The sequence below is a fragment of the Streptosporangium minutum genome, assembly GCF_002149035.1.
Taxonomy (GTDB): Bacteria; Actinomycetota; Actinomycetes; order Streptosporangiales; family Streptosporangiaceae; genus Streptosporangium; species Streptosporangium minutum.
The window spans coordinates 1-12,989 of the sequence record NZ_NGFP01000081.1; the positions used below are offsets into that span (position 1 = coordinate 1).

A 12,989-nucleotide genomic window follows, 5' to 3' on the forward strand; every position below is an offset into this window, starting at 1 on the left:
CCTCCCGGCACCCCCTCCCGGCACGACGTCCGCGCTCCCCGGACCTGATGCCCTTCCCGCCCGCCGGACCGGACGTCACCTCGGGGTTGCGCGCGATCACCTGTAGTGGGCTATCGTAGTGATATCACTTCGATAGCAGAGGCGGGACTCATGGAACGACGTGCTTTCCGGGCGAACGGGTTCGCCGTTCTGGCGGGGCTTCTGGCCCTCGGGATCGCCGCCGCCGCGGCCGCGCAGGCGGGCGGCATGGTGCTGCTCTCCATCGCCGGGATCGTGTGGGGGGTCATCGCGGTCGTCGTGGCCACCGGCTTCGTGGTGATCAACCCGAACGAGGCGAAGGTCGTCCAGTTCCTCGGCCGCTACGTCGGGTCGGTGAGCGACGCGGGCTTCCTGTGGGTGCTACCGTTCACCACCAAGCGGCGGATCACACTCCGGGTGCGCAACTTCGAGACGGCCAAGCTCAAGGTGAACGACGCCGACGGCAACCCCGTGGAGATCGCGGCTGTCGTCGTCTACAAGGTGATCGACACCGCCACGGCCGCGTTCTCCGTCGACGATTACGAGGAGTATGTGGCGATCCAGTCCGAGGCGGCCGTCCGGCATCTGGCCACCAGCCACCCCTACGACGCCCACGAGGAGGGCCGTACGAGCCTGCGCGACGGCGCCGAGGTGGCAGCCGAGCTCACCACCGAGCTGAGCGACCGCACCCACCTGGCCGGGGTGGAGGTGCTGGAGGCCCGGATCACCCACCTCGCCTACGCGCCGGAGATCGCCCAGGCGATGCTGGTCCGCCAGCAGGCCACCCAGGTCGTCGCGGCGCGCACCCAGATCGTCGCGGGCGCGGTGGGCATGGTCCAGCTCGCGCTGACGAGGCTGGCCGAGGAGGGCGTCGTGGAGCTCGACGAGGAGCGCAAGGCGCAGATGGTGTCCAACCTCCTGGTCGTCCTGTGCGGTGACCGGGCGACGCAGCCGGTGGTCAACGCCGGCAGTCTGTATGGCTGAGCGCAAAAAGATCCTGCTCAGGCTCGATCCGGCCGTCTACGAGGCGATCGCCAAGTGGGCGGCCGACGACCTGCGGAGCGTCAACGCCCAGCTGGAGTACGCCCTGCGCCTGGCTCTCAAGGGAGCGGGCCGCGACCTCAGACGGGCCACGCGGGATGACGCCGAGCGAGACGCAACAGAGCGGGACAACACCGATGCGCCGGACAAGTCATCTGATTGAGATGTGAGAAGCTTCCGCTGGCGCACTCGCCGGACCACACTCGGTTCATGTCGTGGGTGGGAAAGTCCGCAGTGGAGATCGCGGAGGCCGTACGACGGGGGAAGGCGACCGCGCCGGCGGTCGTCGAGGAGCACCTGCGGGTGATCGCCGAGTATGACGGGCGCATCGGGGCGTTCCGCAAGGTCCGCGCCGAGCGGGCGCTCGCCGAGGCGCGGGCCGTGCAGGAACGGGAGGACCTGGCCGGGCTGCCGCTCGCCGGGGTGCCGGTCGCCATCAAGGACAACGTCGCGGTCAGGGGTGAGGCGACGCGCAACGGGTCCGCGGCGACGTCGAGCACCGCCGCGGCCGAGGACCACCCGGTGGTGGCCAGGCTCAGGGCGGCGGGCGCGGTGGTCGTGGGGATCACCAACGTGCCGGAGCTGTGCCTGGCGGGGTTCTCCGACAGCGTGTACGGCGTGACCCGCAACCCCTGGGACCTGAAGCGCACCCCGGGCGGGTCGTCGAGCGGGAGCGCGGCGGCCGTGGCCTCGGGGATGGTCCCGCTGGCCCACGGCAACGACGGGCTCGGCTCGCTGCGCATCCCGGCCGCCTGCTGCGGGCTCGTCTCGATCAAGCCGGGCCAGGAGGTGGTCCCGCCGCCCGAACACGGCTGGCGCGGGATGTCGGAGAACGGCCCGCTGGCCACGACGGTGACCGACCTGGCCCTGGCGCTGGCGGTGATGGCGGGCGACATGTCACTGGCGACGCCCGGTGAGAGCGAGTCCCTCGGAGTCGGCAGCGCCATCGACGACTATCCGGGCGGCCTCACCCCGTCGGAGCCGATGAGACTGCGGATCGCGGTGGCCCCGGCGCCGCTGCCGCCGGGGCTGACGGTGGACGCCGAGTTCCAGAGAGCTGTGGTGGAGGCGGCGGACACCCTCGGCGCCGCGGGGCACACCGTGGTGGAGCACGGCGCGCGGATGCCCGGCTGGCTCGGCTCCGCCACGATCGCCACCTGGCTGGCGTGCGCCGGAGAGGACGTCGAGGGTCTCGACCCGCGCAGGCTGGAGCGCCGCACCAGGTCACTGGCGAGGGTGGGCCAGCTGCTCACCAGGCTCAGGCTGGACGGCTCGGCGGGCCGTGACCGGTGGCGCGCCCACGGCGCCGACCAGTGGTTCGGCAACGCCGACGTGCTCATCACCCCGACGCTCGCCGCCGTCCCCCCGCCTGCCGGGCGATGGGGCCGCCGCGGGCTGCTGGCGAACATCCGCACCAACGTGACGTACGCCCCCGCCACCGGGGCCTGGAACATGGCCGGCTGGCCCGCCATGACCGTTCCGTACGGCTGGCACTCCACCGGCATGCCCATCGGCGTCCAGCTCGTCGCCGCACCGGGTGGCGAGTCCCAGCTCCTGGCCCTGGCCGCCCAGTTGGAGAGCGCCCACCCCTGGCTCCGCCACGCCCCACTCGACTGACCGCCCGCGACCCGCGGCCTACGGCCCGCTCGGCTGACCGCCCGCGGCCTGCGGCCTGCGACCCGCTCGGCTGACCGCCTGCGGCCTGCGGCTCACTGGGCTGACCGCCTGCGACCGGCGGCTTACTGGGCTGACCGCCCGCGACCGGCGGCTTACCGCCCGCGGCTTACGACCCGGCCCGCTCGGCGCGCCGCCGTACCGGCGCCGGAGGTGGCGGATCCCACCCCCGGCGCCGGCCTGGGCGGGTCAGACGCCGGTGGGGTGCCAGACGGTCTTGGTCTCCAGGAAGGCCGTCAGGCGCTTGGTGCCGGGGTCGGCCGACCAGTCGGTCGCGGCGGTCGCGGCGGGGCGCAGGACCCGCTTGAGGTTCTCCGCCGCCCCCTCCTCGCACGCCACCGCCAGATCCGGGTCGGTGACACCGGTGAGATCGATGGCGTTGACGTCCATGTGCGCGGCCAGCCAGGGAGCGATCTCCTTCACCGAGCCGGTGAGGATGTTGACCACGCCACCGGGCAGGTCGGAGGTCGCCAGCACCTCGGCCAGGGTGATGGCGGGCAGCGGGGCCCGCTCGCCGGCGATCACGACGCAGGTGTTGCCCGTGACGATCACCGGGGCGATCACCGAGACGAGCCCGAGCAGGGGCTCGTCCGGGGCGACCACCGCGACCACGCCGGTCGGCTCCGGCGAGGAGACGTTGAAGTACGGCCCGGCGACCGGGTTGGTGGACCCGGCCACCGCGGCGATCTTGTCGGCCCAGCCGGCGTACCAGACCAGCCGGTCGACGGCCGCGTCCACGACGTCCCCGGCCTTCTTCGTCCCCGCGTCGGTCAGTTCGGCGACGAACTGCGCCCGGCGGCTCTCCAGCATCTCGGCGACGCGGTAGAGGATCTGCCCCCGGTTGTACGGCGTGGCGCCGGACCAGCCGCCGAAGGCCTTGCGGGCGGCGGAGACCGCGTCACGGGCGTCCTTGCGGGAGGCCTTGGACGCGTTGGCCAGGAACTCGCCCTTGGAGGAGGTCACGGCATAGGACCTTCCGCTCTCCGAACGCGGGAACGCCCCGCCGATGTACAGCTTGTAGGTCTTGCGCACGGCCAGCCGTACGGGCTCGCGGCCACCCGGCCGCTCCGCCTTACTCATCTCCCCGCCCTCTCCACATGCTCTCCTGCTGTGCCAGCCGTGCCGGTACGAAGATCTGACCGCAGCGGCTCACCCCGCACCGGTGGGCGAACCAGCCCCGCAGCGCCGGACGGCCGGCGCGGGCGTAGTCGTGGCCCCGGGTGCTCTGGGCCCGGCGGTCACGGCGCTTGGCCTTGCGATGGTCACACATCGAGATACGCCTCCAACCCGTGGCGTCCGCCCTCTCTGCCGTAGCCGGACTCCTTGTAGCCGCCGAACGGGGAGGTGGGGTCGAACTTGTTGAAGGTGTTGGCCCAGACGACGCCGGCGCGGAGCCTGTCCGCCATCCACAGGATGCGCGAGCCCTTCTCCGTCCACACACCCGCCGACAGGCCGAACGGGGTGTTGTTGGCCTTCTCGACCGCCTCGGCGGGGGTACGGAAGGTCAGCACGGACAGGACCGGGCCGAAGACCTCCTCGCGGGCGATCCGGTGCGACTGGGCGACGCCGGTGAAGATCGTCGGCGGGAACCAGAAGCCCTTGTCCGGCAGCGGGCACACCGGCGACCAGCGTTCGGCGCCCTCCGCCTCTCCGAGGTCCGACAGCTCGCGGATCTTGGCGAGCTGGGCGGCGGAGTTGATCGCGCCGATGTCGGTGTTCTTGTCCAGCGGGTCGCCCAGGCGGAGCGTGCCGAGCCGGCGCTTCAGCGCGTCGAGCAGCTCCTCCGCGATCGACTCCTGGACCAGCAGCCGGGAGCCCGCGCAGCAGACGTGCCCCTGGTTGAAGAAGATCCCGTTGACGATGCCCTCGACGGCCTGGTCGAGCGCGGCGTCGTCGAACACGATGTTGGCGGCCTTGCCGCCGAGCTCCAGGGTGACCTTCTTGCCTGTCCCCGCGACGGAGCGGGCGATCAGGCGGCCGACCTCGGTGGAACCGGTGAACGCGACCTTGTTCACGTCCGGGTGGTTGACCAGGGCCGCGCCGGTCTCGCCCGCGCCGGTCACGATGTTGACCACGCCCGGCGGGAGGTCGGCCTGCCGGCAGATCTCCGCGAACAGCAGCGCGGTCAGCGGGGTGGTCTCGGCCGGCTTGAGGACGACCGTGTTGCCGGCTGCCAGCGCGGGGGCGATCTTCCAGGCGAGCATGAGCAGCGGGAAGTTCCACGGGATGACCTGGCCCGCGACGCCGAGCGGCCGGGGGTCCGCGCCGTACCCGGCGTGCCGGAGCTTGTCGGCCCAGCCCGCGTAGTAGAAGAAGTGCGCGGCGACCAGCGGCAGGTCCACGTCGCGGGACTCGCGGATCGGCTTTCCGTTGTCCAGCGTCTCCAGCACGGCCAGCTCGCGCGAGCGCTCCTGGATGATGCGGGCGATCCGGAACAGGTATTTCGCCCGCTCGGAGCCGGGCATCGCCGACCAGGTGCCGAACGCCTCGCGCGCGGCCCGGACGGCCCGGTCGACGTCGTCGGCGGAGGCGACGGCCACCTCGGCCAGGACCTCCTCGGACGCGGGGTTGACGGTCTTGAGGGACGTGCCCGTCCCGTCGGCGAACTCTCCGCCGATGAACAGGCCGTAGGACGGCTTGATGTCGACGACGTCGCGGGATTCGGGGGCCGGTGCGTATTCGAACATCGATCAGTCCAGGGTGAAGTAGTCGGGACCCGCGTACCGGCCGGTGGCCATCTTCTGACGCTGCATCAGCAGATCGTTGAGCAGGGTGGACGCGCCGAGGCGGAACCAGTCGGGGCTCAGCCAGCCCTCGCCGACGGTCTCGTTGACCAGGACGAGCATCTTGACGGCGTCCTTGGTGGTCCGGATGCCGCCCGCGGGCTTCACACCGACCTTGCGGCCGGTCGCCGCGAGGAAGTCACGGACCGCCTCCAGCATGACCAGCGTCACCGGCGGGGTCGCGGCGGGCTGCACCTTGCCCGTGGAGGTCTTGATGAAGTCGGCCCCGGCCAGCATGGCCAGCCAGGAGGCACGCCGTATGTTGTCGTAGGTCGACAGCTCGCCGGTCTCCAGGATCACCTTCAGGTGCGCGTCCTGCCTGTCTCCGGCACGGCCGCAGGCGGTCTTGATCGCGGAGATCTCCTCGAAGACCTTCAGGTAGTCGCCCGCGAGGAACGCGCCCCGGTCGATCACCATGTCGATCTCGTCGGCCCCGGCCGCCACCGCGAACGCGGTGTCGGCGACCTTGACGTCCAGGGACGAGCGCCCACTGGGGAACGCGGTCGCGACGCTGGCCACCTTCACGCCGGAGCCGCCGAGCGCGCCGACGGCCTGGGCCACCAGGTCGGGGTAGACGCAGACCGCGGCCACCTTGGGCACCGTCGGGTCACCGGGATCGGGACGGACCGCCTTGGCGCACATCGCGCGGACCTTGCCCGGCGTGTCGGCGCCTTCGAGCGTCGTCAGGTCCACCATGCGTATCGCCAGGTCGATGGCCTCCGCCTTGGCCGTCGTCTTGATGGATCGGGTGCCGAGCATCGCAGCCCGCTGGTCGGCGCCCACACGGTCGACACCGGGCAGGCCGTGCAGGAAAGCCCGCAGCGTGACGTTGGATGCGGCCACGTCGGCGAGCGAAGTAGTCATAGTTGACACCTCTCCAGAATGCCGACTGGTGTGATTAGTTCCAAACTGGACGCTGCCCAGTACCCTCACTCGTTTTCGTCAACATTCGCCGAGTTCAGCGGTGGGCCCGGCCGTACGGCGCCCCGCCGCGCCGGCGGGCGCCCGCCCCGGGCGCGGCCGGTCCGGCCGGGAGAGCCTCCGGCGGCGACCGGGAAGGCCGTCGGCGCCCTCGCGGGACACGCCCCAAACCCCTCGCGGGACACGCCTCAGACCCCTTGTGGGACGTGTCACGGCACGTCTAAGGCGGTGGAGCGGCACGGTCTAGGTAGTCCTGGGCCGTGGGCGTCCCGGAGATAAGGCATCCGTCCGATGTCGGGGTGGGGGCCTTAGGAGGAATCTTGAGTGTGTAAGGAAATCACACCGCACCACACCTCAGGAGGAACCCGAAATGGGTCCCGAGCTTCACTTGCAGATGATCATCAACCGCACCGCCGAGCTCCGTGAGGAGGCGGACAACCACCGCCGCGCCCGCCAGATCCAGGCCGCCAGGAAGGTGCGCTCCCAGGGTGAGCGCCGCCGGGGGTTCTTCGGCAAGTTCAGCGCCGCATGAACCCGTCACGAGAGCCCGGCCGTCGCCTCCGGTCCGGCCGGGCCTCTCAGGCGCCGTAGCCCCTTCCACACAACGATAAATAGGGCGATAGCTACACATAAGGCATGACATGCTGGACGACATGTTGGGTCGAGCGGTAAGCCCCGTCTTCGTAGGGCGAGAGGCGGAGCTCGCGGGCCTGGCCGAGGCCTTCGAGCAGGCGCGCAACAACGCGGCCGCGGCCGTGCTGCTCGGCGGCGAGGCGGGAGTCGGCAAGACCCGGCTGATCGGGTGCTTCGCCGAGCGAGCCTCGCGCGACGGAGCGCACGTGCTCATCGGCGGCTGCGTCGAACTCTCCGCCGAAGGTCTCGCCTACGCGCCCTTCACCGCGGCGATCCGCCAGCTCGTCCGCGAGTGCGGCGCCGAGGAGGTCGCGGCCCTGCTGCCCGACGGCGCGGCACGTGACCTGGCCCGGCTGCTGCCCGAATTCGGCGAACCGAGCGGCGACGCGGAGACCGACACCGCCCGCGCGCGGCTCTTCGAGCAGATCCTCAACCTGCTGGAACGGCTGGCCGAGCGCCGCCCGGTGATCCTGGTCATCGAGGACATCCACTGGGCCGACCGCTCCAGCCGCGACCTGATCGCCTTCCTCAGCCGCAACCTGCGCACCGCGCCAGTCCTGATGATCCTCACCTACCGGTCCGACGACCTGCACCGCCAGCACCCGCTCCGGCCGGTGCTCGCCGAGCTCGGCCGGCTGGAGGGAGTCCTCCGGCTGGACCTGCCCCGGCTCACCCAGGACGAGGTGGCCGCCCAGATGGCCGGCATCCTCGGCGCGACCCCCGAGTTCGCCCGGGTCGGCAAGGTCTTCCAGCGCAGCGAGGGCATCCCGCTGTTCGTCGAGGCACTCGTGGAGTGCGGGGCCGAGGGCTCCTTCCCCGAATCCCTGCACGACCTGATCATCGGCTCCGTCGAGCAGCTCCCCGACGAGACCCAGCGGATGCTGCGCATCGCCGCCGCCGGTGGGATACGGGTGGGCCACGACCTGCTCGCCGCGGTCAGCGGGCTGTCCGACGTGGACCTGGAGGACGCCCTCCGGCCCGCCATCGCGTCCAACGTCCTGCAGGTCGCCGACGGCCGCGCCTACGCCTTCCGGCACTCGCTGATCCGCGAGGCCGTACACGACGAGCTCCTTCCCGGCGAGCACGTGCGGATGCACGCCCGCTTCGCCGAGGAGATCGGCAGGGACCGCACGCTGGTCCCGCACGGCCGGGCCGCCATCGAGATCGCCCACCACTGGTACGCCGCCCGCGACGACCTCTGGGCCCTCGTCTCCGCCTGGGAGGCCGCGGGCAAGGCCGCCAAGACCTTCGCCTACAACGAGAAGCTGCAGCTGCTTGAGCGGGTGCTCACGCTGTGGGGCAAGGTCCCCGACGCCGCGGAGCGGATCGGCGTGGACCACACCACGGTCCTGGAGCAGGCCTCGGAGGCCGCCCACGCCTGCGGCGAGATCGAGCGGGGCAGCCGGTTCGTCAAGGCCGCGCTGGAGGAGCTCGACGAGGAGACCGCCCCCGCGCGGGTGGCCGAGCTGGTCGTACGGCGGGCGCAGTTCAAGATGTCCAAGCGGAAGCCCGGCGCGCTCGACGACCTCCGCTACGCCGAACGGCTCGTCCCCCAGCCGGGGCCGGAGCGCGCCCTCGTGCTGTCCAAGCTGGGCTCCTTCCTGGCGTTCAGCGGCGAGGTGACCGAGGGGACCGCGCTCACCGAGGAGGCGCTGCGGATCGCCCGCGAGCACGGCGACGAGTGCCTGGAGGCCGACCTGCTGCTCAACCTCGCCCTGGGCCACTCGATCACCGGATGCCTCGACGAGACGATCGCCGTCAACTCCGCCGCCCAGGCGATCGGCGAGCGGGTCGGCTCCGGCCGCATCATCCTGCGCGCCCTCGCCAACAACGTGGACGCGCTCAACAACATGGGCCGCTCGGCCGAGGCGGTCGAGCTGGCCCTCGAAGGCGAGCTGCGGGCCAGGAAGTACGGCCGCTACCGCATCTCGGGGACGTTCATCGCCAACAACCGCGCGGAGGCGCTGGAGGCGCTGGGCCGGTTCGCCGAGGCGGCCGAGGTGGCCGAGCGGGCACTCACCATGGACCCGATCCTGCGCACCCGGCACCACCTGCGCCGGATCCGCGCGGACGTGGCGGCCGCGCGTGGCGAGACGGACGTGATCAAGTCCGTCCTGGCGGAGGTGGACACCTACGGTGGCCATGAGGAGTTCACCCAGGAACTCACGGCCAACGCCCGGCTCAAGATGGCTCTGCACCTGCTGAACGGCGAGCCGCTGGCCGCGCTGGAGGTGGCCGAGGAGGTCGTCCGCACGGCACGGATCATGAGCAAGCCCATGCTGGGCTGGCGGATGCTCGCCCTGCTGTCCGGGGTCTGCGAGGTCACCGAGACGTTCGCGCCCGAGCGGGCTGCGGCGCTGCGCGCCCAGGTCGAGGAGGCGGGGGCCGCGATGAGCGTGGACAGCCCCGTGGCCGAGGCCTACCGGCTCTGCCTCAACCGCGACCACGACGCCGCGGCCGCCGCCTGGGAGCGGCTGGGCCGCCCCTTCCCGCGCGCCAAGTCCCTGCTCCAGGCGGGGCGGGCGGCGGCCGGCGCGGGTGACCGCGAGGGCGCCGCCGTACGGCTGCGCACGGCCTACCCGATCGCCCTCGCCCTGTCGGCCCGGCCCCTGGCCACCGAGATCGAGTCCCTGGCCCGCAGGGTCGGGGTGACGTTGACGGAGGAGACGGCCCCGAGCACGTCGCTCCCGCCGGCTGCGCCGTCCCCCTCGCTGCCCCCGCCGCTGACCCGGCGTGAGCAGGAGGTGCTCCGGCTGGTCACCCAGGGGCGGTCGAACCGCGACATCGCCGCCGAGCTGTTCATCTCGGCCAAGACGGTGAGCGTCCACGTCTCCAACATCCTGGGCAAGCTTGGCGTCTCCACCCGGGGCGAGGCCGCCGCTGCCGCCCACCGCCTCGCCCTGATCGGCTGACCTGCTGCATCATTGGACCGGTCGGGACCGGGGAGAGGGGACGCGCGTGCAGGGCGAGAACGGCATCACGGTCGGCATGGTCCCGTCCTCCTCCGAGGCGGCGGGAGTGCGCGGCGCGATCGCCGCCAACCTGCGCCGCGTCCGCCTGGCCCGCGGCCTCAGCGTCCGCGAGCTGGCCGAGCTGACCGGGGTGAGCAAGGCGCTGATCTCCCAGGTCGAGCGGGGCGTGGCCAACCCGACGGTGGAGGTGCTGTCGCGGCTGGCGGCCTCGCTGGAGCTGACCTTCGGCGAGCTGACCCGGATCCACCTGGTGGGGCCCGAGGTGATCCGCAGGAGCGAGAGCGTCCCCCTGGCGGTCGGCGACAACACCGCGATCCGGACCCTGTTCGCCGCTCCGGACCGGCGCCGCTTCGAGCTGGCCGAGGGCGACATCCCGGCGGGCACCCGCAGCGCCAAGAGCTCGCACGGGCGGGGCTCGGTGGAGCACGCCTACGTCGTCGAGGGCGAGGTGACCGTCGAGACCGACGAGTGGTCGGTGACCCTCACCGCGGGCGACGCCCTGCGGTTCGCCTCGGAGTCCGACCACGTCTACGCCACCGGCGCCGCTCCCTGCCGGGTCCTGACGCTGATCTCCTTCTCCGAGGACTGACTTCTCCGTACGGCTCGGAGCCGGCATCGGACAGCCGTGGAGAGCGGCGACATGCGACAGCCGTTCACAGCGCGGAACTACCGGCCCGGCTCCTGATCGGGCAGGCAGACGGTGCCGGCCGGCGGCGGTCTCAGATCGGTGAGATACCGGTGGCGTGCTCGATGACAGCGTCCCAGCAGCATCGGAGTAGCCGATGACTGGGGAGTCTGCTCTCCCTCCGATGACCATACGTCTCGACGACCTGGGACAACGTGTGCCGCTCCCTCTTCGGTCGGCTCCGAGGAGCGGAGAGGGCCGCCGCCCTCTTGTAACCCTTTGGACGGTTCTGACCAAGCAGGGGTGTCAATCGACGAAGGGAGCATTGCCGGTGCGTCGCAAACAGGCAGGGATCGCCACGGATCACGTGGCGTTCGAAGCCTTCTACCGGCGGCACGTCGATGCGGTCACCCGCTTCCTCGCTCGGCGCATCGACGATCCGCACACGGTCGCCGACCTGGTGGCCGAGGTGTTCATGGCGGTGCTCGACTCCGCCCACACCTACCGGGCCGGGCTGGGAACCGAGATCGCGTGGCTGTACGGCGTGGCGCGCAATACGCTCTCGGCCGAGCGGCGCCGGGTGTTCAAGGAGTCGCGGCTGACGAGCCGGGTGAGCGGCCGGCGTCCGTTGGACACCGACGACGTTGCCAGGCTCGAAGAGCGTATCGATGCGGAGGGGCCCGCCAGGGAGGTCTTCAAGGCCATGGCCGACCTGCCCGAGGGAGAGCGCGCCGTACTGGAACTGGTCGTCATCGACCAGCTCACGGTCACCGAAGCGGCGATGGCCCTCGGCATCCGGTCGGGGACCGCCAAGGTGCGGTTGCACCGCGCTCGCCGCACGCTGCGGGGACTGCCCCTCGTCATGGAAGGAACACCGGGATGAGTTTCGAGGAGCAGATACTGATGGAACTGAAGGCCGAAATCACCGCGCGCGCCGAACGGCGCCGTCGCACCGGCCGCCGCCTGTTCACGGGGGCGGCGGTGGCCGGGCTGGCTGCTGCGGCGGCGATCGCGGTGCCGCTGCTGACCGGGTCGGAGCGGTCCGCGTACGCGGTGACCAAGAACGGCGACGGCACGATCAACGTCAAGCTCAACGAGTTCAGGGACGCCGACAAGCTGGAACAGGATCTGAAAAGGATGGGGGTGACCGCCGACATCACCTACCTCAAGCCACGCAAGACGTGCCGGGGGGACAGGGGCGAGATCGTCGGGGGCGGCTCCCCGGAGGAGTGGAAGGGCTCCGCGTCCGAGAAGGCCGTTCGTCTGCTGCCTGGCGGAGGGATGGACATCGATCCCCGGTACGTCGGGGACGGGCAGACCTTGGTGATGGCGTTCACCGAGAACGAGGATCAGACCTCGGAGAAGCCGCGGGTGCTGTGGCAGTTCGCCGGATACGTGGTCAACGGCCAGGTCAAGCCGTGCGTCATCGCCGACGACCCGACCTGGGACGACGTTGACGGCCCCGGCCGTCCGCCCGCAGGGAGCTGATCTCCGTAGGGAGCTGAGCCTCGCCTGTCATGACGGCGACCACCCGAATCCGAGCCCATTGGGCATCAGCCAACGACACACCCGGACCAACGATCAGATGATCTGAGAGGAACGGCCGAGCTCAACCGGACGGCGTGACCGAGGACCGCACACCGAACCACTGCTCGGCGCCGTACTCCTCGAACCGCTCCACCTCGGTGAACCCCAGTTTCGCCGCGAGGCGCATCGAGCGGTCGTTGGCGGTCTGGGTGCTGAGCACTACCGGCTCGCCGGGAAGCGCGTCGGCGACCCAGCCGAGTGCCGCCGCGCACGCCTCGGCGGCGTACCCGCATCCCCACGCCTCCGGCAGGAACATGTAGCCGAGTTCGGCCTCACCGCCATCCGGACGGACGTGCCCCGGGCGCTCGGCGTCGCGCCGGTCGATCTCGATGATGCCGATCATCGCCCCATCGAGATCGACCACGAAAAGGCCAGGGCGCCGCCTGGGCACGGCAGGCAACGCACGCTCGAACTCATCACGCGGTCGAGGGCCACCGATGTAGGTGCCCACCTCGGACGAGGTGAACAGTTCGATGAGCGCCGCACGGTCCCGGGCCTCGGGCTCACGGAGCACGAGCCGTTCGGTCCTTATCGGAGCAGGTGGCCAGGCGACGGGACCGAGGTCAGTCATGGCGGGCAACCTATCGCACGCCCGTGAGAGTGATCCGAAGGAGAAGACCTGTCTGCCCTCTCCGGCTGCCCGGCGCGCTCGGGAGGCCGAAACGACACGTTCGAGCCGATTCGCAGGGAGCCGTAGGGGAGGAGGCACAGGACGGGCCTGGCCGTACGCCGGGG

General features: G+C 71.4%; 13 protein-coding genes. 8 read left to right on the top strand and 5 right to left on the bottom strand.

What is annotated here, in order from left to right; genetic code table 11:
* The first annotated feature begins 150 nt into the window (after nt 1-150).
* From CA984_RS18685 to CA984_RS18695, 3 genes are read left to right on the top strand one after another with little or no spacing between them, the layout of a single operon-like run.
* Nucleotides 151-1,002, top strand: a complete 852-nt coding sequence (locus tag CA984_RS18685) for an SPFH domain-containing protein (RefSeq protein WP_086574089.1) — start codon at nt 151-153, stop codon at nt 1,000-1,002.
* Nucleotides 995-1,222: a type II toxin-antitoxin system antitoxin gene (locus CA984_RS18690; protein WP_086574091.1), complete on the top strand. Its 228-nt coding sequence runs from the start codon at nt 995-997 to the stop codon at nt 1,220-1,222. The genes CA984_RS18685 and CA984_RS18690 overlap by 8 nt, the downstream gene beginning before the upstream one ends.
* 47 nt (nt 1,223-1,269) lie before the next feature.
* Nucleotides 1,270-2,676 carry an amidase gene (locus CA984_RS18695; protein WP_086574093.1) on the top strand — a complete coding sequence of 469 codons (1,407 nt, stop codon included), beginning with the start codon at nt 1,270-1,272 and terminating at the stop codon, nt 2,674-2,676.
* Between the two features lie 246 nt (nt 2,677-2,922).
* Here the strand turns inward: CA984_RS18695 and CA984_RS18700 are convergent, their stop codons facing one another.
* The 4 genes from CA984_RS18700 to deoC are packed head-to-tail and all read right to left on the bottom strand — an operon-like array spanning nt 2,923 to nt 6,380.
* The gene (locus tag CA984_RS18700) at nt 2,923-3,813 is read right to left on the bottom strand and encodes an aldehyde dehydrogenase family protein (protein WP_086574095.1); all 891 of its coding nucleotides are present in this window, start codon (nt 3,811-3,813) and stop codon (nt 2,923-2,925) included.
* Nucleotides 3,806-4,003 (bottom strand): hypothetical protein, encoded by a 198-nt coding sequence (locus tag CA984_RS45520; protein WP_133061709.1) that lies wholly within the window; start codon nt 4,001-4,003, stop codon nt 3,806-3,808. Before CA984_RS45520 ends, CA984_RS18700 begins: the two co-directional genes overlap by 8 nt.
* Nucleotides 3,996-5,420, bottom strand: coding sequence for an aldehyde dehydrogenase family protein (locus CA984_RS18705; protein WP_086574097.1), 1,425 nt, complete (start codon nt 5,418-5,420; stop codon nt 3,996-3,998). Before CA984_RS18705 ends, CA984_RS45520 begins: the two co-directional genes overlap by 8 nt.
* Nucleotides 5,421-5,423: 3 nt before the next feature.
* Nucleotides 5,424-6,380 (bottom strand): deoxyribose-phosphate aldolase, encoded by a 957-nt coding sequence (deoC, locus tag CA984_RS18710; protein WP_086574100.1) that lies wholly within the window; start codon nt 6,378-6,380, stop codon nt 5,424-5,426.
* Nucleotides 6,381-6,807: 427 nt separating this feature from the next.
* Here deoC and CA984_RS46300 point away from each other — a divergent pair, with 427 nt between their 5' ends.
* The 5 genes from CA984_RS46300 to CA984_RS18730 all read left to right on the top strand — a co-directional run bounded on the left by CA984_RS46300 (nt 6,808) and on the right by CA984_RS18730 (nt 12,155).
* Nucleotides 6,808-6,969, top strand: coding sequence for a hypothetical protein (locus CA984_RS46300; protein WP_165781318.1), 162 nt, complete (start codon nt 6,808-6,810; stop codon nt 6,967-6,969).
* Between the two features lie 121 nt (nt 6,970-7,090).
* Nucleotides 7,091-9,982, top strand: a complete 2,892-nt coding sequence (locus tag CA984_RS48710) for a helix-turn-helix transcriptional regulator (RefSeq protein ID WP_278249035.1) — start codon at nt 7,091-7,093, stop codon at nt 9,980-9,982.
* Between the two features lie 46 nt (nt 9,983-10,028).
* Entirely contained in the window at nt 10,029-10,631 is a 603-nt protein-coding gene (locus CA984_RS18720; RefSeq protein WP_086574104.1) for a helix-turn-helix domain-containing protein, read from the top strand.
* Between the two features lie 367 nt (nt 10,632-10,998).
* The gene (locus tag CA984_RS18725; protein ID WP_242676042.1) at nt 10,999-11,550 is read left to right on the top strand and encodes an RNA polymerase sigma factor; all 552 of its coding nucleotides are present in this window, start codon (nt 10,999-11,001) and stop codon (nt 11,548-11,550) included.
* A complete protein-coding gene (locus CA984_RS18730; protein ID WP_086574108.1) occupies nt 11,547-12,155 on the top strand; it encodes a hypothetical protein in 609 nt (202 codons plus the stop codon). The genes CA984_RS18725 and CA984_RS18730 overlap by 4 nt, the downstream gene beginning before the upstream one ends.
* Nucleotides 12,156-12,276: 121 nt before the next feature.
* Here the strand turns inward: CA984_RS18730 and CA984_RS18735 are convergent, their stop codons facing one another.
* On the bottom strand, nt 12,277-12,825 hold the full coding sequence (locus tag CA984_RS18735) for a GNAT family N-acetyltransferase (protein WP_086574111.1): 549 nt from the start codon (nt 12,823-12,825) through the stop codon (nt 12,277-12,279).
* Between the last annotated feature and the right edge of the window lie 164 nt (nt 12,826-12,989).

Bases quoted from the DNA above. Each gene is read 5' to 3' on its own strand.
- CA984_RS18735 (WP_086574111.1), bottom strand. From the start codon at position 12,825: ATGACTGACCTCGGTCCCGTCGCCTGGCCACCTGCTCCGATAAGGACC.
- deoC (WP_086574100.1), bottom strand. From the start codon at position 6,380: ATGACTACTTCGCTCGCCGACGTGGCCGCATCCAACGTCACGCTGCGG.
- CA984_RS18730 (WP_086574108.1), top strand. From the start codon at position 11,547: ATGAGTTTCGAGGAGCAGATACTGATGGAACTGAAGGCCGAAATCACC.
- CA984_RS18685 (WP_086574089.1), top strand. From the start codon at position 151: ATGGAACGACGTGCTTTCCGGGCGAACGGGTTCGCCGTTCTGGCGGGG.
- CA984_RS46300 (WP_165781318.1), top strand. From the start codon at position 6,808: ATGGGTCCCGAGCTTCACTTGCAGATGATCATCAACCGCACCGCCGAG.
- CA984_RS18705 (WP_086574097.1), bottom strand. From the start codon at position 5,420: ATGTTCGAATACGCACCGGCCCCCGAATCCCGCGACGTCGTCGACATC.
- CA984_RS48710 (WP_278249035.1), top strand. From the start codon at position 7,091: ATGTTGGGTCGAGCGGTAAGCCCCGTCTTCGTAGGGCGAGAGGCGGAG.
- CA984_RS18695 (WP_086574093.1), top strand. From the start codon at position 1,270: ATGTCGTGGGTGGGAAAGTCCGCAGTGGAGATCGCGGAGGCCGTACGA.
- CA984_RS18700 (WP_086574095.1), bottom strand. From the start codon at position 3,813: ATGAGTAAGGCGGAGCGGCCGGGTGGCCGCGAGCCCGTACGGCTGGCC.
- CA984_RS45520 (WP_133061709.1), bottom strand. From the start codon at position 4,003: ATGTGTGACCATCGCAAGGCCAAGCGCCGTGACCGCCGGGCCCAGAGC.
- CA984_RS18690 (WP_086574091.1), top strand. From the start codon at position 995: ATGGCTGAGCGCAAAAAGATCCTGCTCAGGCTCGATCCGGCCGTCTAC.